The organism is Rhodococcus sp. Q (assembly GCF_005503035.1).
In the GTDB taxonomy this organism is placed as follows: Bacteria; Actinomycetota; Actinomycetes; order Mycobacteriales; family Mycobacteriaceae; genus Rhodococcus_G.
In genome coordinates this window covers 70,939-91,611 of the sequence record NZ_SCOY01000015.1, presented here as the reverse complement: position 1 = coordinate 91,611, position 20,673 = coordinate 70,939, and the positions used below count along the sequence as shown (strand labels likewise).

The window sequence follows — 20,673 nt, the reverse complement described above, 5'->3', positions numbered from 1 at the left end:
TGACCCGCATCTCACGGCGGGCGGCCCGGTACGTGAGGTCATAGCGAACCCACGCGCACCTCGTGATCGAGCCCCGGGTGGGTGAACGCGAGCAACCGCAACGCCTCCGCCTCGACCGACGACACCACCCGCGCCGACAACGACCGCAGGGGCGTGACGTCGACGGCCGCACCGCTCCGGTCGGCGCTCAGCGTGACGTGGCCTGCGACGCTGCCGTCCACGAGCAGCGTCGGTTTCACGATGCCGTTGACGGTGAACAGCACCCGGCGATACGCGTCGTCGAACACCCGGGAACGGTTCGCATGCGAGAGCAGCAGGCTGTCGAACGGTGCGAGAATCCGGACCGGCGCGGGAACGTCCCCGCCCGGACGCGGCGCGTCGGGCAGGTCGAACAGTTCGACACCGTCCGGGCCGCCGAACACCCGCAGCCGGGCCCGCAACCTGTCGAAGACCTCACCGAGCCGCGTCAGACCCGACCACGCCTGCGCATCGGCCACCGACGCCGGACCGTACGACGCGAGGTAGCGCAGCACGATCCTCTCCGGATCCGGTTCGGCGAGAACAGATCCCGTCCAATGCTCCAACGTCGTGCAGACCGGCTGCCCCGACCGGCCCCACAGTCCCCGCGGCGGAACCTGCACCAACGGGAGCACATCCCGCACGGCGTGGGCGAGCGCCGCCGGGTCGCGATCCGGCCACCGCTGCGCGAGTTGCGGCCGCAGGGCCGCCAGCGTCGACGGGGTCTCCTCCAGCAGTGCCCGCGACCAGGACTCCAGTGCCTCGCGGTCGAAACCGGCCAGGGCCTTGGAGTGCTGCGAGTTCGTCCTGAGGTCGCGGTCCATGATCGGCTGCGTCCAGGGCCGCAGTTCCAGCGCATCCGCCGCCGTCAGCGCGTGCACCGTCCCTCGCATCGACACCATTCGCACGACCGCGCGGTCCTCGATCAACCCCGACAGCTGCTCGGGGCGGAAACCCGCCACCCGGGCCCACAACGCGAAGTACGGCGCGGTCGGCGACTGTGCCTGCAGGCCGTACAGGTGCCGCACCACCTTCTCGACCGGCGTGTCCGTCGGTTCGAGCAGGTACTGCCGCGCGAGGGTCGCTCGACCCAACTCACGGACGTCGAGTGTGGTCCGCACGCCGCTCCCCACGCGCCGTCAGAGCGCCAGCTTGGCCAGCATGTCGCGGGCCCGTTCCGCCGTCTTCGGTTCGCAGAGCACGTCGTAGCGTCCCGCCACCAGTTGCATGGTCGAGGCGAAGTCGCGGGTGCCCCGCGTCGCCGCGTACGGGATGGTCGTCGAGATGACACCGAACACGATGCCGCCGAGGATGCCCGCGATCAGCGGACCGAGCAGGTTGTCTGTGAACAGGCCGAGAAGCAGACCGAGGAACACGCCGAGCCAGGCACCCGAAACGATGCCGCCGCCAATGACTTTCGCCCAGCTGAGGCGCCCGAGCACCCGCTCGACCTGCATCAGGTCGACACCGACGATGGTCACGTCCTCGACCGAGAACTGCTGATCCGACAAGTAGTCGACGGCGCGCTGCGCCTCTGCGTACGTGGGATAGGAGCCGATCGGCCAGCCCGTGGGCGGCGTCGGAAGTCCGCCCCGTCCGGGCTGATTCGGCGTTCCGAGTGGATTGGGCATCGACTCCTGCTTTCGTCCGGGCGGACACACCCCGGCGGGCGTGCCCATGTCCAGTTTACGGAGATTCCGGATCGAATCGCGTCGTGCGTGTCATCCGGGCGGCGCGGCCCTTCGCAGCAATCACCTGAGCCATCTTCGCGCTCGCCTCGTCGATCATCTCGTCGCCGAGCATGGCGGCGCCGCGCGCACCACCGGCGGCGGAGGTGTGGAACTCGTACGCGTCCAGGATCATCTCGGCCTTGTCGTAGTCCTCCTGACGCGGACTGAAGACCTCGTTGGCGGCGTCGATCTGCGTGGGATGCAGCACCCACTTGCCGTCGAAGCCGAGAGCAGCCGACCGCGCAGCGGCCCGCCGGAACGCGTCGACATCACGAATCTGCAGGTAGGGACCGTCGATCGCCTCGAGGCCGTGCGCCCGGGCCGCCATGAGGATCGTCATGAGGATGTGGTGGTACGCGTCCCCGGTGTCGTAGCCCTCGGGCTGCTCGCCGACGACGAGGGTGCGCATGTTGATGCTCGCCATGAAGTCGGCGGGTCCGAACACCAGCGTCTGCACCCGCGGGCTCGCGGTCGCGATCTGGTTGATGTTGGTCAGGCCGATCGCGTTCTCGATCTGCGCCTCGATCCCGATCCGTCCGACCTCGAGACCGTTCTCCTTCTCCACCTGGGTAAGCAGCAGGTCGAGTGCCTGTACGTGGCTGGCGTCGACCACCTTCGGCAGCAGGATCGCGTCGACGTGTGCACCGGCAGCCGACACCACGTCGACCACGTCGCGGTGGGTCCACTGCGTCGTCCAGTCGTTGACGCGCACCACCTTGATCTGCGAGCCCCACCCGTCCGACGCGAGCGCGTCCGCGATCTCGGTGCGCGCCTGCGCCTTTGCGAGCGGCGACACCGCGTCCTCGAGGTCGAGGAACACCTCGTCCGCGGGCAGGCCCTTCGCCTTCTCGATCATCTTGCGGCTGCTGCCGGGAACGGCGAGTACCGATCGCCGCGGACGTGCCTGCACCATCGTGGACCTCCGACCGTGAACCGTGGCAGCGTCCGCGATCCCACGATCGGACACCGCGCCAATTAGCCTTGTCATCATGGCAGCAGTCAACAAGGTCTTCGCAGCCAGGCTCGCGGGCCTGGTCGTGCTCGGACCCGACGGCGAATCCATCGGCCGCGTCCGCGATGTCGTCATCACCATCCGCATCGGACGCCAGCAGCCCCGAGTACTCGGGCTGGTCGTCGAACTGGTGACGAGGCGTCGCATCTTCGTCCCGATGCTGCGTGTCACCGCCGTCGAACCCGGATCCGTCACGCTGACCGGCAGCGTCAGCCTTCGCAAGTTCACGCAGAAGCCCGGTGAGGTCCTCGCTCTCGCCCAGGTCGTCGACACCAAGGTCCGCGTCGACGACCCCGAACTCGACGATCTCGCCGGCGTCGACGTCCTCGTCGTCGACCTCGGCATCGAGCTGACACGCACCCGCGACTGGGTGGTCAACCGCGTCGCCGTCCGCAAACCGAGGGCCGGGCTGGCCCGACGCTCACCGATCCACGTCGTCGCGTGGCAGCACGTCCAGGGCCTGACGAACTCGCAACTCGACCTCCCGGGGCAAGGAGTGTCACAACTGCTCGCCCAGTTCGAGGGCATGCGGCCGGCGGACGTGGCGAACGCGATGCGGGACCTGCCCGACAAGCGCAAGCACGAGGTCGCACTCGCACTCGACGACGAACGCCTCGCGGACGTGCTGCAGGAACTCCCCACGGACGACCAGACCGACCTGCTGACACACCTCGAAGTCGAACGCGCCGCCGACGTCCTCGAGGCGATGGACCCGGACGACGCGGCCGACCTGCTCGGCGAACTGCCCGAGACCGAAGCCGAATCGCTGCTGCAGTTGATGGACCCCGAGGACTCGGAGCCGGTGCGCAGGCTGCTCGAGCACTCCCCCGACACCGCGGGCGGCCTGATGACGCCGGAGCCGGTGATCCTCACCCCCGCGACGACGGTCGCGGAGGCGTTGGCCAGGGCACGCCATCCCGACCTGACGCCCGCGCTGGCGAGCATGGCGTTCGTGGTGCGCCCGCCGATCTCCACGCCGACCGGACGCTATCTCGGCTGCGTACACATACAGCGGTTACTGCGAGAGCCGCCCGCGTCGCTGGTCGGCGGGCTGCTCGACGCCGACCTGATCCGGCTCTCCCCCGAGGACCCCCTGGCACAGGTGACGCGCTACTTCGCGCGCTACAACCTCGTCTGTGGGCCCGTGGTCGACGACGAGGGCCACCTCCTCGGCGCGGTCGCCGTCGACGATGTCCTGGACCACCTGCTGCCGGAGGACTGGCGCGAAGAGGAGAGCGTCGATGAGTGAGAAGCGTCCGTCCGCGGCGCAGAGCGCCCGGGCCCGCCTCGAGACACCGGGTGGGGGCTGGCGCGGGTTCCACATCGACGTCGAGGCAGTGGGCCGCGTCAGCGAATCCATCGCCCGATTCCTCGGCACGGGCAAGTACCTGCTGATCCAGACAGTGGTGGTGATCGTCTGGATCATTCTCAACGTCGCGGCGATCGGCCTGCAGTGGGACCCGTACCCGTTCATCCTGCTGAACCTGGCGTTCTCCACGCAGGCGGCGTACGCGGCGCCGCTGATCCTGCTGGCACAGAACCGGCAGGAGAACCGGGACCGCGTCTCGCTGGAGGAGGACCGGGCGCGGGCCGAGCAGACGAAGGCCGACACGGAGTTCCTGGCGCGCGAACTGGCGTCGCTTCGCCTCGCGGTCGGCGAGGTCGCGACCCGCGACTACCTGCGCCGCGAGTTGGAGGAGATCAAGTCGCTCCTCGCCGCACGCGACGACGAGGAGGACCCGCGGCCGAGCCGGTGAACCCCGAGGCTTCGCCCGAACGTCCGGCGAGCAACGTTTCCGTTATGTAACCTCGGTCACATAACGGGTGGGGTGCCCGGCGCGACGAGACCCGGGGGATTGCGAATGCAGGTGAGGAGCCTGGCGGGAATCGCCGCGGCGGCGCTGCTCTGCGGCGTGGCGGTGGGCACGTCGGTCGTGGGCGCCTCGGGGACCGAGGTCGCGCCGATGGCGGTCACCACCGTCGCATCCGACGACACCCCACCTGGGGGCGTCGTCGGGGTGCTCGAACCCGCGCCGCAGCTCTCGCGCGCGCCACATGCCTACATCCCACCCCCACCGGTGACGTTCGGCCTACCGCCCGCGGTCGCGGAACGGCTCGCCTCGCCGAGCGGCTCACTGACACCGATTCCGGTGACCATCGGATCGCTCGGCATCCCCGAACTGGTGCTCGGCGCCTACCGGTCGGCGGAGGCGACGCTCGCGGCGGACACGCCGGGCTGCGGCGTCACCTGGCATCTGCTGGCGGGCATCGGCCGCATCGAGTCGGGTCACGCGGGCGGCGGCCGTACGGATGCCGCAGGGACGACGGTGACGCCGATCCTCGGACCGCGCCTCGACGGGACTCTCGCCGGCAACAACGTCATCCTGGACACCGACCGCGGCGCCGTCGACGGCGATCCGGCACACGATCGCGCGGTCGGGCCGATGCAGTTCATCCCCGGCACGTGGGCGCGGTACGCCGCCGACGGCAACGACGACGGCCGCGCCGACCCGAACAACGTGTTCGACGCCTCGCTCGCCGCCGCCCGCTACCTGTGTTCGGGCGGACTCGACCTGCGCGAGCCGGACCAGGAGCAACGGGCCGTGCTGCGATACAACAACTCCCTCGCGTACGCCTCGAACGTGATCGGGTGGTCGACGGCCTACGCCGAGGGCGGTACGCCGGAGCCCGGTGAGATCCGTGACGTACCCGTCGAGCCGGGTCTGCCTGCCGAGCCGACGCCCGTTCCCGCGCCGAACGACAAGGACGTGGTGCGTGACGCCGCCGCTGCTGCCGGAATCGGCGGCACCGCCGCCCCGGGAGCCGCTGCGCCGCCACTGATCCCGGGGCTTCCCGCTCTGCCGACCCTGCCACCCCTGCCCTGCCTGGCCTTCTGCCCGCCGGCCTGACCCGGCCCGTCGGGGCCGTGATCTCGTCGTCATCGGAAACGCGCGTGTCGAGATAATTTTGAGACCCTATCTTTTACCGTCTTCACCTGGCGGTTCGTGGCGAAATTCCGCTCGAAAAGATCACGACTACATAACGGCAATGTTGCGAATCGGGTAGCGTCGCCTGCGTTCACCGAACGACTGGGCCCTCCCTGGCGGGTCCGCAGGAGGTACGACGTGGGTCGCCACAGCAAACCGACGGAGTCGAAGGCAAAACGCAACTCGGTCATCGCACTCGCCGGACTCGTCCCGACCGGACTGGTCGCGGCGGCCAATGCCGGCGGCGCGACCATCGTCCTGCCGTTTCTCACGACAGCGAAGGCGTCGCCCCTGACCGACGCTCCCGCGAAACAAGCACCGGCACCGGAGCCGGAGGCCATCGTCCCGGAGCCGGCCACCGCGACCCCCGCATTCGCCGCCGCTCCCGCGCCCGCCCCGGCGGCCGCGCCCGCACCGCTGCCGGAGGGCCCGCTGGGGATCCCCGCGATCAACTACGACGCCTACCGGTCGGCGGAACGCGTACTCGCCGAACGCAACCCCACGTGCGGCATCTCCTGGATGCAGGTCGCGGGCGTCGGCCGGGTCGAGTCGAGCCACGCGAACGGCGGCAAGGCCGACGAGCGCGGCAACCTGATCGAACCCATCATCGGCCTGCCCCTCGACGGCAGCCTCCCCGGCCAGGCCGTCATCACGGACACCGACGGCGGCGCGCTCGACGGCGACACCGTCTACGACCGCGCAGTCGGCCCCACCCAGTTCATTCCGTCCACGTGGGCGCTCTACGGCACCGACGGCAACGGTGACGGCGTCGCCGACCCCCAGAACCTCTACGACGCGGCCGCGTCCACCGCCAGCTACCTGTGCGACGGCGGAACCAACATGCGCGACATCGTGTCGGCCACCAAGGCGATCCTGCGCTACAACAACTCGATGGCCTACGTCGCGAACGTGACCGCCTGGTCACTCGCCTACTCGACGGGGGTCAACCCGAGCTCGGCCGACCTGCCGCGAATCCACTGAGAGGGCGGCACCTACCATTGGTGGCATGTCTGCAGTGACCGAGTCCGACGTTCGTGGTGCCCTCGCCAAGGTGCTCGACCCGGAGATCCGCAAGCCCATCACCGAACTGGGCATGGTCAAGAGCGTCACGCTCGAGGACGACGGCAGCGTCGACATCGTCATCTACCTGACCACTGCAGGCTGCCCGATGCGCACCGAGATCACCGAACGGGTGACGAAGGCCGTCGCGGACGTCGCAGGCGTCGGCGCGATCCGCGTCGAACTCGACGTGATGAACGACGAGCAGCGCACCGAACTGCGCAAGTCGCTGCGCGGGGAGTCGACCGAGCCGGTCATCCCGTTCGCGCAGCCCGGTTCGCTCACCCGCGTCTACGCGGTGGCGTCCGGCAAGGGCGGTGTCGGCAAGTCGTCGGTCACCGTCAACCTCGCCGCCGCGATGGCCGCCAAGGGCCTGTCCGTCGGCGTCCTCGACGCGGACATCTACGGTCACTCGATCCCCCGCATGCTCGGCACCGATGCGAAGCCGACCCAGGTCGAGCGGATGATCATGCCGCCGATCGCGCACGACGTGAAGATGATCTCGATCGCGCAGTTCACGCAGGGCAACACCCCCGTCGTGTGGCGCGGACCCATGCTGCACCGCGCGCTGCAGCAGTTCCTCGCCGACGTGTTCTGGGGCGACCTCGACGTCCTCCTGCTCGACCTGCCGCCGGGTACCGGCGACGTCGCGATCTCCGTCGCGCAGCTCATCCCCGGCGCCGAGATCCTCGTGGTCACCACGCCGCAGCAGGCGGCCGCCGAGGTTGCCGAGCGGGCGGGTTCGATCGCGCTGCAGACCCGTCAGCGGATCGTCGGTGTCGTGGAGAACATGTCGTGGATGGAGCTGCCGGACGGCACCCGCATGGACGTGTTCGGATCCGGAGGCGGTCAGACCGTCGCCGACCGCCTCACCCGCGCAGTCGGCGCGCAGGTACCGCTGCTCGGTCAGATTCCGCTGGAGCAGTCCGTACGTGAAGGCGGCGACGCCGGCGTCCCGATCGTCCTCTCGGAACCCGACTCCGCCGCGGGCGCCGCACTGCGCAGCATCGCGGACAAGTTGTCCGTCCGCGCCCGCGGCCTGGCGGGCATGTCCCTCGGCATCGACACCACCCGGCACCTGTAGCCCGGAACCTGATATCCCGAGAAACCGTTACCGCCCGACACTGACAAATGTCCGATTCGCTCCCCTGCGAATCATCCTCATTGTTACCTTCTGTTGCGAACCATCGGTCGATGGTTCACTCCACGGTGTCGCGGCGATCGCGACATCCAGCGACAAGGAACGGATCGGGTATGACGACTCTCCTCGTGCGCACGGCTCTCACCGCAGCCGCGACCGCACCCTTGCTCCTGCTCTCCACCGGCACCGCGTCGGCCGCGTCGATCACGTCGACCGCAGACGTGATCGAGAACGACGTGACCGCATCGGTCGAGAACGTTCCGCTGGGCACGCTGTGCGGCGCGACGCTGTTCGATCAGACCACCGGAAACGTCGTCGAGGACGTGGCGCCCACCTCCCCGGGCGACGACGGCTGGCAGGGCTACTCGTGGGGCGGCGTGCCTGACGGCACCTACGAGGTTCGGCACGTGTGCACCGTGGACGACGAGGTGGTCTACACGATCACCTACCGCGACCTGGTCGCCCCCGCGGAGATCCGTCCGCTCTTCGGCTCGCTCGACACCGGTAGCGGCTGGTCCGGCGAGCCGGGCCTGATCGAGCAACTGTTCGGCTCCTGATCCTCGACATGCGACGAGCCCCGTCCCGGATGCCCGGGACGGGGCTCGTCGCATTGTCGAGGGACGCCGTCAGGTGGCGTCGACGTCGATGGGCGGCGTGTCGCCCTCCGCGAGCGGAGTCGTCGGCTTCTGCTTCGGCGCGGACCCCGATCCTCCGGATGACTTCGTGTCGTCGAAGTTTCCGGTGAAGATCGAGTCGTCACCGTCGAGGAGATGCTTGGTGATGGCTGCGCGCGGCGTCATACCGCGCAGCTGGTTCAGTTCGGAGAGCGGCTTGCGCAGGTCGTCGAACTCCGGACCGAGTTCGTCCTTCAGCTGCGCCGTGGCGCCGCCTGCGTAATCGCGCACCTGACGCAGCGCCTTGCTGACCCAGGAAATGGCGCCAGGAAGGCGCTCGGGTCCGAGGATCACGAGCGCGGCGACGAGCAGGATCATGAACTCGCCCCAGCCGATATTGCCAAACACGTGACCAGACTACGTGCCACCCGGCCCGGGCGTACCCCTGAACCCGGAATTCACCGGAAGGTCACAGCCGACGCCCGGGCTGTCAGTCCGAGACCGGCGTGACCTGGACCTCGACTTCGCGACCCGACCGGATCAGCTTCACCGCGACCGGCTGGCCGGCTTCGGTGCTGTGCACCGCGACGACCAACTCGTCGGCATTGGCGACGTCGCGGTCACCCACCCGGACGATCACGTCGCCCTCGACGATGCCCGCCTGCTGCGCGGGACTGCCCGACTGCACGTTCGCCACCTGGGCGCCCGTGGTCTGCTCGTTGGTCACCGATCGCGCGTTGACGCCGATCTCGGGATGGTGCATCACGCCGTTCCGGATGAGTTCCTGGGCGACGCGGGTGACGTCGTCGACCCCGATCGCGAACCCGAGCCCGACCGAACCGCCACTCTCGGAGCGGATCGCCGAATTGATGCCGACGACCCGGCCCTCCGCGTCGACGAGCGGTCCACCCGAGTTGCCCGGGTTGATCGCGGCGTCCGTCTGGACCGCGTCGATCACGGCGTCGGTGTCGGTTCCCTCCCCGCCGAGCCGCACCGGCCGGTGCAGTGCGCTGACGATGCCGCTGGTGACGGTCTTGCTCAGGCCGAGCGGCGAGCCGACGGCGACGACGTCGTCACCGACCTGGATGTCCGAGGACTTGCCCAGCTGTGCGACTGTCAGGTTCCCGACGTCGACCTTGAGGACGGCGAGGTCCGTCTTGGTGTCGCGGCCGACGATCGTCGCGGGCGTGCGGGTGCCGTCGGAGAACACCACCTGGAGGGTGGCGTTGGCGGTATCCGTCGCCGCCATCGAGATGACGTGATTGTTGGTGACGATGTAGCCGGCGCCGTCGACGACGACACCGGAGCCGGTGCCCGACTGGTCCCCCAGCGCGACCTGGATCGACACCACCGACGGCAGCACCGCTTCGGCAACCTTCGCGACCTGCCCCATCTCGCGGTCATCGCCGGTCGACTGCGTCAGCTCGACCTTCTGACTGGTCAACGCACCGACGTTCTCCGCCGTCATCCGCCCGACGATGCCACCCGCCAGCCCGATCACGACTGCGACCCCGGCGAGTGCCGCGAGTGCGCGCGGTGCGACACGGTCACCCAGAAGCACTTCCCGCACACCGAGTTTCGGGGCGGGCGCCAGCGGAGCTGGTGCGGGGGTGTCGACCGCCGCACCGCCGAGGCGCACCGCGGCGGTCGGGTCACGCCACGGATCCGCCGGCGGGCCGGCGGTCTCGCCGCCGTCCGCGTCGTCAGCGGGTCCGCGTTGGATCGTCTGTGTTTCGCCCTCGGGACGGCCGTACGCCTCCACGATCGACGGGTCCGGCGGGCGGACCGCCAGGGACGATTCGGTTGCGGGGCGGGTGGGGGCGAACGAGTCCGCGACGCCGTCGGGCCGCCCGAACGCCGCGGCGGAAACAGGGTCGACGGTGGGCCGGTACAGCGGCCGCGGTGCCAGACGCCGGGGCGCTCCGTCCTCCGCCTCGGTCGTCGCATTCACCGGACTCGCATCGGGCTGCTCCGACTCGGGCGCCCGCGATTGCGTCCCCTCCGGCTCCATGGCGTCAGTCACGGCACCCAGTATCACCGACGTGCCCGGTGACACAGACCAGCGCCAGGTCCCCGTCGTTCACGGTGCGCCGCGTCAGCGGCGCCGACGCCACGTCGGCAGCGAATAGGAGGACGCGGTGAATCCCGTGCGTCGCCTGGTCCGGGCGGCATCGGAGGCCGGTTCGTCGGCGGGCTGGCAGGTCGGAATCCGACTGAGAACACCGAGCAGGGACACCGGCATCGTGATCTCGCCGGACTGCCGGAGCGCGACCCGGGCATGTTGCTGGGCATCGACCGCAGCCGCGCACTCCGCGCACTCGGACAGGTGCTGGGAGGCCCGGAGGTAGGCGTTCATCTGCAACTCGCCGTCGACGTACGCGGCAACGGCCTCGCTGGCCAGATGTTCTGTCGAACCGAACCGGCGCGGCCCGCGGCCCTGCGTCATCCGCTCCTCCTGCACACTCACGCGACTGTCGTCCCTGCCTCGAGTTCGCGCGCCACCTGCGCCGCGGACAGGTGGTCCCGCAACGCCTGGCGGCCGCGGTGGATCCGGCTGCGCACGGTCCCGAGCTTGACGCCCAGTGTGGCACCGATCTCCTCGTAGGACAGGCCTTCGACGTCACACAGTACGACCGCGGCGCGGAACTCGGGCGCGAGGGAGTCCAGTGCGTCCTGGAGGTCGGGGTCGAGCCGGGCGTCGTGGTAGACCTGCTCGGGGTTCGGGTTCTGAGACGGCACCCGCTCGTAGTCCTCGGGCAGCGCCTCCATCCTGATGCGGTTGCGGCGACGAACCATGTCCAGGAACAGGTTGGTCGTGATGCGGTGCAACCACCCCTCGAAGGTGCCCGCCTGGTAGTTGGAAAGCGAACGGAACACCCTGATGAAGGTGTCCTGGGTCAGATCCTCGGCGTCCTGGGCATTGCCGGACAGCCGGTAGGCCAGCCGGTACACACGGTCGCCGTGTTCGCGAACGAGGTCGTCCCAGGACGGCATCGCCGACTGGTCTCCGCTGGCGTCGAACGCGGCGGTGCCGCTGAGGACCTCACCGGCGGTGCTGCTCAAGAACTCAGCGGCGGTGCTGTTCAGGACCTCGGAGTCGATGTCGGCGGGTGTGGTGTCGACGTCGGACGGGGCGTTGACCATCGAGATGGATGACCTCCTGCTCGGGACAGCTGGAAGCGAAATGCGCGGGCGTCGCGCTACGTGACCTGACAACTCCTGGAGTGTCCGTTTTGTTCCCGGCGCTGCGATTCCTGCTGTCTGCCGATCGGCGGGTGTGCTGATCGGCGTGTGCCCTTACTGTTGTCGACCGGCGTATGCGGGACGTGTGAGCAACCTGAGTTGCGGCTGAGAATGTGCGGCCGCACGTCCCGTCCTGCAGCGCGAGCATGCGCGCCTCGACACGCCCGAACCTCGACAGCGATAACCTCGTGCTCGTGTACACCAACGGCGACCAGATGCTGGCCCACACCGAGGAGTCCGTCCTGGAGGACGACGTTCTCGTTTCCGCACGTGAGCGGGCCGAAGACCTCGGTGCCGACCCGGTACCCCCGTCGGTAGGCGCGCTGCTGAGCCTGTTCGCGCAGATGCTGTCCGCGCGGACCGTCGTCGAGATCGGGACCGGCGCAGGCGTGAGCGGGCTGTGGCTGCTCGACGGGATGCGTCCGGACGGCGTACTCACCACCATCGATCCCGAACCGGAGCATCAGCGCGCCGCGAAGGAGGCGTTCCGGTCCGCGTCGATCGCGACGGGCCGCACACGTCTCATCAACGGCTGGGGGCTCGACGTGCTGCCGCGGCTCGCCGACAGCTCCTACGACCTGGTGTTCGTCGACACGGTGCCGGCCGACCATCCGCTCTACGTCGAGCAGGGTGTGCGCCTGCTGCGTCCAGGCGGGGTGATCGTGTTCCACAACGCGCTCCTCGGCGGGCGTGTCGCGGACCCCGCTGCACGCGACGCCGTCACGCTCGCCGTGCGGGCCGCGGCGCGCGCCATCGCCGAGGACGACCGGCTCACCAAGGTGCTGCTGCCCGTAGGCGACGGCCTGCTCTGCGCATCACGAGGCTGAGAACACGTTGACGACATCTTGACGCGGCGAACCCTTCCCCTGGGCTGAACACTCGTTTAACGTTTTGAACATGCGTTCAAGCCTGAACGGATACACCGCCACCGGCACACCGGACCCGGACCTGACCACTCGGGCCCGGATCAGGGACGCTGCGATCGTCGTGTTCGGCGACCGAGGCTTCCGCACCGGTGTGCGGGAGGTCGCGGCCGCCGCCGGGGTGTCGCCGGGCCTCGTCAACCACCATTTCGGATCCAAGAAAGGCCTCCGCGAGGCCTGCGACGAGTACGTCCTCGGGGCGATCCGGGCGGCCAAGACGGAGACGCTGACCCGGCCCAGCGCCGCCGGACTACTCCATCAGCTCGCCGACATCGAGGGGTACGCATCCCTGGTCGCCTACCTCGTCCGCAGCTACCAGTCGGGCGGCGATCTGGCCCGAACGATGTTCGACCACCTCGTCGCCAACACCGAGCAGTACCTCGAGGAGGGCGTCGCCGCCGGAACCCTCAGACCGAGCCGTGATCCGGCGGCTCGTGCCCGGTACCTCACCATGCAGTCACTGGGCAGCACCATGCTCTTCCTGCAGATGCGCGGAGAACAGGACGGCCCCGTCGACTGGGGCCGCGCCCTCCGCGAACTCACGGACGAGGTCATGCTCCCGGCACTCGAGCTCTACACCGAGGGCCTCTTCACCGACACCACCTTCCTGGACACGATCGTCGCCCAGCGTCACAACAGCGCCGGCGACACCAACCACGAGGAGTTTCGATGACCGGAATCATCGAAGTCCGTAACCTGCACAAGCACTTCGGGCGCACCCGTGCACTCGACGGCCTGGACCTGAGCGTCGGTGAGGGCGAGGTGCACGGATTCCTCGGCCCGAACGGCTCGGGGAAGTCGACCACCATCCGGATCCTGCTCGGCAGCCTGCGCGCGACGTCCGGAACGGCGACGGTGTTCGGACGCGATCCGTGGTCCGACGCGGTCGACCTGCACCGCGACCTCGCGTACGTGCCCGGTGACGTGACGCTGTGGCCGTCGCTGACCGGCGGCGAGACCATCGACCTGCTCGGCCGGATGCGCGGCGGTCTCGACACCGCCAGACGCGCCGAGCTGATCGAGCGATTCGAACTCGACCCGACGAAGAAGGCCCGCGCCTACTCGAAGGGCAACCGGCAGAAGGTCGCGCTGGTGTCCGCGTTCTCGTCGCATGCCGGGCTGCTGCTGCTGGACGAGCCGACCTCGGGCCTGGATCCCTTGAAGGAAGAGGTCTTTCGCGAATGCATAGCCGAGGCTCGTGGCCGCGGCGCGACCGTACTGCTGTCGAGTCACATCCTCTCCGAGGTCGAGGCGCTCTGTGAGCGGGTGACGATCATCCGGGCGGGCGCCACCGTCGAATCCGGATCGCTCGCAGGCATGCGGCATCTGCGACGCACCTCCATCACCGCCGAATTGCTCGGCGATCCCGGCGATCTCGACCGGCTCCCCGGGGTGGCCGACGTTCACCTCGACGGCACCACCCTGCGGTGCCAGGTCGACGCCGACAACCTGGGCGCACTGATCCGGGTACTCGGCGACACCGGCGTCCGCAGCCTCGTATCGACGCCGCCGACGCTCGAAGAGCTTTTCCTGCAGCACTATCGGACCGAGTCGGGCCCGGAGCGAGACACGGAAACGGAGAAGGTGAGGGCATGACCACCACCGCGACTCGGCCCGCTCCCCCGCCACGCACGACCACGACCACCCGTGACCTGACCGGTACCACCGCTCTGCTGCGCCTGTACCTGCGCCGTGACCGGATCTCCCTGCCGCTGTGGGTGCTGCTGTTCGCCGTCGCTCCGTCGCTGTACGTGGCCAGTATCGAAGGGATCTACACCACCGAGGCCGAGCTCGCCCGGTTCGCCGCCGCGACGAACGCCAGCCCGGCGCAGCTTGCGATGTACGGGCCGGTCTTCGGCACCGGCATCGGGTCGGTCGGAATCTGGAAGGCGAGCGCCTACTTCACACTGATCGCGATCGCCACGATCCTGACGGTCGTCCGGCACACCCGCGCCGAAGAGGAGACCGGGCGCGCCGAACTGCTCGACTCCACCGCAATCGGACGGTTCGCCGGCCTGACGGCAACACTGGTGATGACGTTCGGGGCCTGCGTGGTCACCGGTGTGCTGTGCACCGCGGCGCTGCTGGCCAGGGGCCTGCCCGTCGGGGGATCCGTCGCATTCGGTGTGTCACTGGCGCTGTCCGGTGCGGTGTTCGCCGCGGTTGCCGCGGTGGCCGCCCAGCTCAGTGCCAGCGCCCGGATCGCCCGGGGGATCGCCTTCGGGGTGCTCGGCACCGCCTTCGCCCTGCGTACGGTGGGGGACGCGGGCAGCGGGACACTGTCCTGGTTCTCACCGCTCGGGTGGGCGATTCGGATGCGCCCGTATGCCGACGAGCGCTGGTGGGTGGTCGTACCCCTGCTCGCCGCGGCGGTCGGGCTCACCGCACTCGCGTATCTGCTCGCCAACCGGCGTGACCTCGGCGCGGGAATGATCGCGCCCCGGCTGGGCCCGCCCAACGCGACGCCCACCCTCACCGGGCCGCTCGGCCTGGCGTGGCGCATGCAGCGCGGCACCCTCGCCGCCTGGACCGCGGGGCTGGGGCTGTACGGGCTGCTGATCGGCGGCGCGGCGAAAGGCGTCGGCGACCAGCTCGGCGACAGTGAAACGATCCGCGACCTGGTCATGCGCATGGGCGGATCGGAGTCGCTCGAACTGTCGTTCATCGGGTACGCGATGGTCATGCTCGGCATCGCAGGTTCCGCGTACGCGATCTCCGCAGCGTTGCGCCTGCACTCCGAAGAGTCCGCAGCGCGCATCGAACCGGTCCTGGCCGGCCCGGTCGGCCGAATCCGTTGGGCCGCAGGGCATACAACCTTCGCGATCCTCGGCCCCGCGGTGGCGATGACCGTGGCCGGGCTGGGCGCCGGGCTGGCATACGGAGCCGCCGTCGGCGACATCGGTTCGGTGCTGTGGCGGATCCTCGGGGCGGCGCTGGTGCAGCTGCCCGCGATCTGGCTGCTGGCGGGCGTCACGGTCGCCCTGTTCGGTCTGGTGCCCCGGTTCGCCCCGGTCGCGTGGGGTGTTCTGGTGGCGTTCCTGGCGGTGTTCCTGGTCGGCTCCGTCGCCGACTTCCCGCAGTGGGCGTTGAACCTCGAACCCTTCAGCCACGCGCCGAAGTTGCCCGGCGGCGAGTTCAGCGCGACTCCGCTCCTCTGGCTGACCGCGATCGCGGCCACCCTGATCGCGGTGGGATTCCTCGCCTTCCGCCGCCGCGACCTGCGTTAGGGGGTGCGCGGTCAGATCCAGACGCCCTTGCCGACGGTGACGACACCGCCGTTGCTGACGGCGAAGCGTTGCTTGTCGCGTTCGGTGTCGACACCGATGATCTCGCCCTCGCCCACGACGACGTTCTTGTCCAGGATCGCGCGGCGGACGACGGCGCCCTTGCCGATCCGCACGCCCGGCATCAGGACGCTGCCTTCGACCGTCGCGCCGTCCTCGACCATCACGTTGGAACTGAGGACCGAGTTCCGGACCGTCGCCGCGGACAGGATGCACCCCGACCCGACGATCGACTCCTGAGCCAGGCCGCCCTTCACGAACTTGGCGGGAGCGAGGTTCTCGGCCGCGCCGCGGATCGGCCAGCGACGGTTGTAGAGGTTGAACACGGGGTGCACGGACACCAGGTCCATGTGCGCATCGTAGAACGCGTCGATGGTGCCGACGTCCCGCCAGTAGCCACGGTCGCGGTCGGTGGCACCCGGGACGATGTTGTCGGCGAAGTCGTAGACGTGCGCGGCGCCCTCGCGGACGAGCTTGGGGATGATGTCGCCGCCCATGTCGTGGTCGGAGTCCGAGTTCTCCGAATCCGCCCGGATCGCGTCGACGAGAACCTTGGTCGTGAAGACGTAGTTGCCCATCGACGCGAACGTGACGTTGGGGTCGTCGGGAGTTCCCGGTGGGTGCGCGGGCTTCTCGAGGAACTGTGTGATCTTGCCCGATTCGTCGGAGTCGATGCAGCCGAACGCGAATGCCTCGCTGCGCGGCACGCGAATGCCTGCGACGGTGACTCCCGCCCCGGACTCGATGTGGTGGCGGACCATCTGCTCGGGGTCCATCCGGTACACGTGGTCGGCACCGAACACGACGATGTACTCGGGATCCTCGTCGTAGACGAGGTTCAGCGACTGCAGGATCGCATCGGCGCTTCCCGTGTACCAACGAGGGCCGAGACGCTGCTGCGCGGGTACCGGGGTGATGTACTCCCCCGCGAACCCGGACAGCCGCCACGTCTGCGAGATGTGGCGGTCGAGGGAGTGCGACTTGTACTGCGTGAGAACACAGATCCGGAGGTAGCCCGCGTTCACCAGATTGCTCAACACGAAATCGATGAGCCGATAGGCCCCACCGAACGGGACGGCGGGCTTCGCCCGGTCGGCTGTCAGGGGATACAGACGCTTCCCCTCGCCGCCGGCGAGCACTATTCCAAGCACGTGCGGCTGACTCCTCACCCTGCCAACCTATCGGCACCGGGGTGCCCCCGCCACAGCAACCACGATCACCCCGGGAGCGTGCCCGGTGCGGTGGCCGGTTACCCGCCCGACGGTTACGTTAGGCGCGTGCGTGTGGCGATGATGACCAGGGAGTACCCACCGGAGATCTACGGCGGGGCGGGGGTCCACGTCACCGAACTCGTCGCGCAACTCGCCCGGCTGTGCACGGTCGACGTGCACTGCATGGGTGCGCCCCGCGAGGGTGCACAGGTACACGACCCCGATCCGGTACTGGCATCGGCCAATCCGGCGCTCGGCGTGCTCTCCGCGGAACTGCGGATGGCCGCGGCCGCGTCGGGCGTCGACGTGGTGCACTCCCACACCTGGTACACCGGCCTGGCCGGGCACCTCGCCGGACAGCTCCACGGGTTGCCACACGTCCTCACCGCGCACTCACTCGAACCGCGGCGGCCGTGGAAGGCCGAGCAACTCGGCGGCGGCTACCGGGTCTCGTCCTGGTCCGAACGCAACGCGGTCCAGTACGCGGACGCGATCATCGCGGTCAGCGCGGGCATGCGATCCGACCTGCTCGACGCCTACCCCTTCGTCGAACCCGACCGAGTACACGTGGTGCGCAACGGAATCGACACCGACGTCTGGTACCCGGAGGAGGACCCGTGGGCGTCCGGGGTGCTGCGCGACCTCGGAGTGGACCCGGGACGGCCCCTGGCGGTGTTCGTCGGCCGCATCACCCGGCAGAAGGGCCTCGGACACCTGGTCGCGGCTGCGCACCGGTTCGATCCGGACATTCAGCTCGTGCTGTGCGCAGGAGCACCGGACACCCTCGAGATCGGTGCGGAGACAGCGCGCGCCGTCGAGGAGTTGCGCGGCGCCCGCGACGGCGTCCACTGGGTCCACGAGATGCTTCCGACCGCATCGGTCCGTCAGATTCTCTCCGCTGCAACCACATTCGTGTGTCCTTCGGTGTACGAACCGTTGGGAATCGTGAACCTCGAGGCGATGGCCTGCGAGACGGCCGTCGTGGCGTCCGATGTCGGCGGCATCCCCGAGGTCGTCGAGGACGGATCGACGGGGCGACTCGTGCACTACAACGAGTACGAGCCGGAGGCGTACGAGGAGGCGCTCGCCGCCGCGGTGAACGCGGTGTGCGCGGACCTCACCGGTGCCGCCGCGATGGGCCGCGCGGGACGGAAACGGGCGATCGCGGAGTTCTCGTGGGCCGAGATCGCCCGCCAGACGCTCAGCGTCTACGAGGGCGTCGTCGACGACTACCGGGGTCGATAGCGGCTCACGGTGACCGACGCCGTCACCGTCACCGGTTCGGGGAGCTCGCCGATCGCGTCGGCGAGCGCCACGGGCCCCAGGTGCCGCGCCGACGGACCCATCCCGACCAGGTGCCGGGCCTCGGCGTGCGACAACGTCATCGGGTACTCGACGGCGGCACGCGAGATCCGGTCGAAGTGTCCGGCCAGGGCCGCGCCCAGACGTTCCGTCTTGTTCTCGTCGACCCGCACCATCGACAGGTGGGCGACCAGCTCGTGCAGGTGCCGGTCCGTCGGCGTCAGGACAACGAGTTCGCCGTCGGCTCGGAGCACACGGTGCAGTTCGCCCGCATTGCGCGGAGCGAAGATCGACAGCGCGTGGCTGACCGCGCCGTCCTGCACGGGAAGCTGGGTCCAGACGTCGGCGACGACCGCCGCCGTTCGGGGGTGGCTGCGGGCGAGTCGGCGCGCTGCCGCCTTGGACACGTCCACGCCGATGCCGACCGCACCGGGCAGGGCGTCGAGAACCGTCGCGAGGTAGTGGCCGGTTCCGGCGCCGACCTCCAGGACCGCGGGGGCGTCCACCCCGGCGGCAGCGGTCGCGTCCGCGACAGCGGCGCGCAACCCGTCGAAGTGACCCGCGTCGAGGAACTCGGCCCGGGCGGCGATCATCTCGGCGCTGTCCCCGGTGATCTTCGAGGCCCCGGCCAGCAGACTCACGTAGCCCTGGCGGGCGATGTCGAAGCTGTGCCCGCTGCCGCACAGCAGTGCCGCGTCGGCCTCGTCGAGGTGAGCGCCACAGTGCGGGCAGGCGAGCAGAGTCACGGCGTCGGCGAGCACCGTCCGCCTCCCTTCCGGATTCTCGGGTGTAGGCACCGGGGTGATCTCAGCACCGGGTCATCTCAATACCGGGTCATCTCAGCACCGGGCCCCGCCCGCCGATGTGGCGATGCGGGGCCAGGTTGGTCGAACCCTGCGGGAGGTCAGCTGGTGACGCCCTTGAGCTCGTCGCCGAGCGCAGCGGCTTCCTCCGGGGTCAGCTCGACGACCAGTCGACCTCCGCCCTCGAGAGGAACCCGCATGACGATTCCCCGTCCTTCTTTGGTTGCTTCGAGGGGACCGTCCCCAGTCCGGGGCTTCATGGCCGCCATTCCTGCTCCCTCCAGATCTGCATCGTCGGACCCGGGCTTTTTCCGGGTCCACTTGTTCATTCTTCCCTATCGTCCAAATCGCCGGGAACCGGAGTCGCCATTTCGGTGCCTGCGACGTGCCAGGACGCACCCGTGATCACCGTGTCGGCACCCAGCAGTCGGCCACGTGATCGTCGACCATTCCCGTCGCCTGCATCAGCGCATACGCCGTGGTAGGGCCTACGAATCGAAATCCGCGACGCTTGAGTTCCTTCGCGAGCGCAACCGACTCGTCGGTGATGGCAGGCACCTCCTGCACGGACGTCACCCGGCTCGGGCGTGGCGGCGGCGCAAACGACCACAGCAGGGAGTCGAGATCGGTGTCCCCCAGAGCCAGCACGGCACGCGCATTCGAGATCGAGGCCTCGATCTTCGCCCGGTTGCGAACGATGCCCGCATCGGTGAGCAATCGCTCGACGTCCGCCTTCCCGAACGCGGCGACCGCGTCCACCGAGAACCCCGAGAACGCGGCCCGGAACGCCTCCCTCTTGCGCAGCACCGTGATCCACGCCAGCCCGGACTGGAATGCCTCGAGGCAGATCCGCTCGAACAACGCGTCCCGGCCGTGAAGCGGAACACCCCACTCGTAGTCGTGGTAGTCCCGGTAGAGGGTGGAACCCACCGCGTCGACAGCCCACGGACACCGGAATCGGTCGTCGCTCACGCCGGATCCTTCGGTGTGGTCGCCACACCCGCGGGCTCGACGACTGTTCCGTCGGCGATCCGGGTGGCCTCGGCGAGCTGGGCGCGCAGCACGTCGATCTCGGTTCCCAGCCGGTCGAGCGCCCAGTCGACCTCGCTGGCCTTGTAGCCGCGCAGCGTCTGCTGGAACCGAAGCTCCTGCACGTCCGCGCCCGTCACCCCGTGCGACGGCAGCGCCGTCACCGTGGTCGCGGGTGGCAGCGCCGCCATCTCCTCGCCGCGTCCGAACACGACGGACGCCGCGAAGAACAATGCGCCGCCGACGAGGGCCATGACGAGCAGGTACAGGAGGACGGTGAACATGCCCCGATCCTGTCACGACACTCGGACACGGTC

The 20,673-nt window shown here is 69.3% G+C and carries 23 protein-coding genes; 11 read left to right on the top strand and 12 right to left on the bottom strand.

The window, feature by feature from the left end; translation table 11 throughout:
• Positions 1 to 38: 38 nt before the first annotated feature.
• From FFS72_RS15865 to FFS72_RS15855, 3 genes are read right to left on the bottom strand one after another with little or no spacing between them, the layout of a single operon-like run.
• Positions 39 to 1,139 (bottom strand): winged helix DNA-binding domain-containing protein, encoded by a 1,101-nt coding sequence (locus tag FFS72_RS15865; RefSeq protein ID WP_137874838.1) that lies wholly within the window; start codon positions 1,137 to 1,139, stop codon positions 39 to 41.
• An 18-nt stretch (positions 1,140 to 1,157) separates the two neighbouring features.
• On the bottom strand, positions 1,158 to 1,649 hold the full coding sequence (locus FFS72_RS15860; protein WP_050063451.1) for a YflT domain-containing protein: 492 nt from the start codon (positions 1,647 to 1,649) through the stop codon (positions 1,158 to 1,160).
• A gap of 55 nt (positions 1,650 to 1,704) precedes the next feature.
• A complete protein-coding gene (locus tag FFS72_RS15855; RefSeq protein WP_137874837.1) occupies positions 1,705 to 2,661 on the bottom strand; it encodes an HpcH/HpaI aldolase/citrate lyase family protein in 957 nt (318 codons plus the stop codon).
• A 76-nt stretch (positions 2,662 to 2,737) separates the two neighbouring features.
• On the opposite strand from FFS72_RS15855, the gene FFS72_RS15850 reads away from it, so the two are divergent.
• The 6 genes from FFS72_RS15850 (at position 2,738) to FFS72_RS15825 (ending at position 8,504) form a co-directional block, all read left to right on the top strand.
• On the top strand, positions 2,738 to 4,009 hold the full coding sequence (locus FFS72_RS15850; protein WP_137874836.1) for a magnesium transporter MgtE N-terminal domain-containing protein: 1,272 nt from the start codon (positions 2,738 to 2,740) through the stop codon (positions 4,007 to 4,009).
• The gene (locus FFS72_RS15845) at positions 4,002 to 4,517 is read left to right on the top strand and encodes a DUF1003 domain-containing protein (RefSeq protein ID WP_137874835.1); all 516 of its coding nucleotides are present in this window, start codon (positions 4,002 to 4,004) and stop codon (positions 4,515 to 4,517) included. The genes FFS72_RS15850 and FFS72_RS15845 overlap by 8 nt, the downstream gene beginning before the upstream one ends.
• Before the next feature lie 105 nt (positions 4,518 to 4,622).
• Positions 4,623 to 5,669 (top strand): lytic transglycosylase domain-containing protein, encoded by a 1,047-nt coding sequence (locus FFS72_RS15840; protein ID WP_137874834.1) that lies wholly within the window; start codon positions 4,623 to 4,625, stop codon positions 5,667 to 5,669.
• A gap of 216 nt (positions 5,670 to 5,885) precedes the next feature.
• Positions 5,886 to 6,728, top strand: coding sequence for a lytic transglycosylase domain-containing protein (locus FFS72_RS15835; RefSeq protein ID WP_137874833.1), 843 nt, complete (start codon positions 5,886 to 5,888; stop codon positions 6,726 to 6,728).
• A gap of 25 nt (positions 6,729 to 6,753) precedes the next feature.
• Positions 6,754 to 7,890, top strand: coding sequence for an Mrp/NBP35 family ATP-binding protein (locus tag FFS72_RS15830; RefSeq protein WP_050063163.1), 1,137 nt, complete (start codon positions 6,754 to 6,756; stop codon positions 7,888 to 7,890).
• A 170-nt stretch (positions 7,891 to 8,060) separates the two neighbouring features.
• Complete coding sequence (locus FFS72_RS15825; protein WP_137874832.1) at positions 8,061 to 8,504, top strand: hypothetical protein; 444 nt, start codon at positions 8,061 to 8,063, stop codon at positions 8,502 to 8,504.
• Between the two features lie 69 nt (positions 8,505 to 8,573).
• On the opposite strand, the gene tatB is transcribed toward FFS72_RS15825, so the two are convergent.
• From tatB to sigE, 4 genes are all read right to left on the bottom strand, one after another.
• The gene (gene tatB / locus FFS72_RS15820) at positions 8,574 to 8,969 is read right to left on the bottom strand and encodes a Sec-independent protein translocase protein TatB (protein ID WP_137874831.1); all 396 of its coding nucleotides are present in this window, start codon (positions 8,967 to 8,969) and stop codon (positions 8,574 to 8,576) included.
• Positions 8,970 to 9,051: 82 nt separating this feature from the next.
• Positions 9,052 to 10,584 carry a S1C family serine protease gene (locus tag FFS72_RS15815; RefSeq protein WP_502704123.1) on the bottom strand — a complete coding sequence of 511 codons (1,533 nt, stop codon included), beginning with the start codon at positions 10,582 to 10,584 and terminating at the stop codon, positions 9,052 to 9,054.
• Between the two features lie 72 nt (positions 10,585 to 10,656).
• On the bottom strand, positions 10,657 to 11,007 hold the full coding sequence (locus FFS72_RS15810) for an anti-sigma factor (RefSeq protein ID WP_137874863.1): 351 nt from the start codon (positions 11,005 to 11,007) through the stop codon (positions 10,657 to 10,659).
• A 17-nt stretch (positions 11,008 to 11,024) separates the two neighbouring features.
• Entirely contained in the window at positions 11,025 to 11,705 is a 681-nt protein-coding gene (sigE, locus tag FFS72_RS15805) for an RNA polymerase sigma factor SigE (RefSeq protein ID WP_137874830.1), read from the bottom strand.
• A gap of 314 nt (positions 11,706 to 12,019) precedes the next feature.
• Here sigE and FFS72_RS15800 point away from each other — a divergent pair, with 314 nt between their 5' ends.
• From FFS72_RS15800 to FFS72_RS15785, 4 genes are all read left to right on the top strand, one after another.
• Positions 12,020 to 12,631 (top strand): O-methyltransferase, encoded by a 612-nt coding sequence (locus FFS72_RS15800; RefSeq protein WP_050063447.1) that lies wholly within the window; start codon positions 12,020 to 12,022, stop codon positions 12,629 to 12,631.
• A 70-nt stretch (positions 12,632 to 12,701) separates the two neighbouring features.
• Positions 12,702 to 13,400 carry a TetR/AcrR family transcriptional regulator gene (locus FFS72_RS15795; RefSeq protein WP_137874829.1) on the top strand — a complete coding sequence of 233 codons (699 nt, stop codon included), beginning with the start codon at positions 12,702 to 12,704 and terminating at the stop codon, positions 13,398 to 13,400.
• Complete coding sequence (locus FFS72_RS15790; RefSeq protein WP_137874828.1) at positions 13,397 to 14,323, top strand: ABC transporter ATP-binding protein; 927 nt, start codon at positions 13,397 to 13,399, stop codon at positions 14,321 to 14,323. Before FFS72_RS15795 ends, FFS72_RS15790 begins: the two co-directional genes overlap by 4 nt.
• A complete protein-coding gene (locus FFS72_RS15785; RefSeq protein WP_249353347.1) occupies positions 14,320 to 15,954 on the top strand; it encodes an ABC transporter permease in 1,635 nt (544 codons plus the stop codon). The genes FFS72_RS15790 and FFS72_RS15785 overlap by 4 nt, the downstream gene beginning before the upstream one ends.
• 11 nt (positions 15,955 to 15,965) lie before the next feature.
• Here FFS72_RS15785 and glgC read toward each other — a convergent pair whose 3' ends face one another.
• A complete protein-coding gene (gene glgC, locus FFS72_RS15780) occupies positions 15,966 to 17,180 on the bottom strand; it encodes a glucose-1-phosphate adenylyltransferase (RefSeq protein WP_137874827.1) in 1,215 nt (404 codons plus the stop codon).
• Positions 17,181 to 17,288: 108 nt separating this feature from the next.
• Here glgC and glgA point away from each other — a divergent pair, with 108 nt between their 5' ends.
• Positions 17,289 to 18,467 (top strand): glycogen synthase, encoded by a 1,179-nt coding sequence (glgA, locus tag FFS72_RS15775; RefSeq protein WP_137874826.1) that lies wholly within the window; start codon positions 17,289 to 17,291, stop codon positions 18,465 to 18,467.
• Here the strand turns inward: glgA and FFS72_RS15770 are convergent.
• The 4 genes from FFS72_RS15770 to FFS72_RS15755 all read right to left on the bottom strand — a co-directional run bounded on the left by FFS72_RS15770 (position 18,452) and on the right by FFS72_RS15755 (position 20,640).
• The gene (locus FFS72_RS15770; RefSeq protein ID WP_137874825.1) at positions 18,452 to 19,285 is read right to left on the bottom strand and encodes a putative RNA methyltransferase; all 834 of its coding nucleotides are present in this window, start codon (positions 19,283 to 19,285) and stop codon (positions 18,452 to 18,454) included. The genes glgA and FFS72_RS15770 overlap by 16 nt on opposite strands.
• A 143-nt stretch (positions 19,286 to 19,428) precedes the next feature.
• Positions 19,429 to 19,596 (bottom strand): DUF3117 domain-containing protein, encoded by a 168-nt coding sequence (locus FFS72_RS15765; RefSeq protein WP_003931055.1) that lies wholly within the window; start codon positions 19,594 to 19,596, stop codon positions 19,429 to 19,431.
• A 136-nt stretch (positions 19,597 to 19,732) separates the two neighbouring features.
• Positions 19,733 to 20,299, bottom strand: a complete 567-nt coding sequence (locus tag FFS72_RS15760; protein WP_137874824.1) for a DNA-3-methyladenine glycosylase I — start codon at positions 20,297 to 20,299, stop codon at positions 19,733 to 19,735.
• Complete coding sequence (locus tag FFS72_RS15755; RefSeq protein WP_137874823.1) at positions 20,296 to 20,640, bottom strand: DivIVA domain-containing protein; 345 nt, start codon at positions 20,638 to 20,640, stop codon at positions 20,296 to 20,298. The genes FFS72_RS15760 and FFS72_RS15755 overlap by 4 nt, the downstream gene beginning before the upstream one ends.
• Positions 20,641 to 20,673 lie beyond the last annotated feature (33 nt).